The 449-nt window shown below is 63.9% G+C and carries 1 protein-coding gene; it reads left to right on the top strand.

Going from position 1 to position 449, the window contains the following annotated elements; genetic code table 11:
- Nucleotides 1-449: metallopeptidase TldD-related protein (locus tag FCS21_RS16160; RefSeq protein ID WP_222927995.1), on the top strand; the 449-nt coding region annotated here is incomplete at both ends.

Below are 449 nucleotides of genomic sequence, written 5' to 3'. Positions count from 1 at the left end.
CTGGAAGAAATCATCAGCATCATCACCTGGGGTGGTTTTTCCGCCCAGGCCATCGCCAGCAAAGGCAGCTCATTGCAACGGCTGTATGCCGGCGAGCAGTCCTTGAGCCCGCTGGTGACGGTGAAAGAACACATCACCGACTCCCTGAGCCAGGCGTTCTCCAGCGAAGGCTACCCGCGCAGTGACGTCACGCTGATCAATGCCGGCCAGGCCGACGGCCAACTGGTGAACTCGCGCAGCGCCGCCGAATATGGCCTCAGCGCCAACGGCGCCAGCGGCGACGAATCCCCCAGCGCCTTGCAGATCGCGGCAGGCAACCTGGCCCAGGCCGAGATCCTCAAGCAACTGGGCACCGGGCTCTACATCAGCAACCTGTGGTACCTGAACTACTCCGACCTGCCCGCCGCACGCCTGACCGGCATGACGCGCTTCGCCACGTTCTGGGTGGA

Origin of the sequence: Colwellia ponticola, assembly GCF_005885605.1 — a bacterium.
GTDB lineage: Bacteria > Pseudomonadota > Gammaproteobacteria > Enterobacterales > Alteromonadaceae > Colwellia > Colwellia ponticola.
The sequence above is the reverse complement of the archived record's forward strand: the minus strand, read 5'-3'. Positions and strand labels throughout refer to the sequence as shown.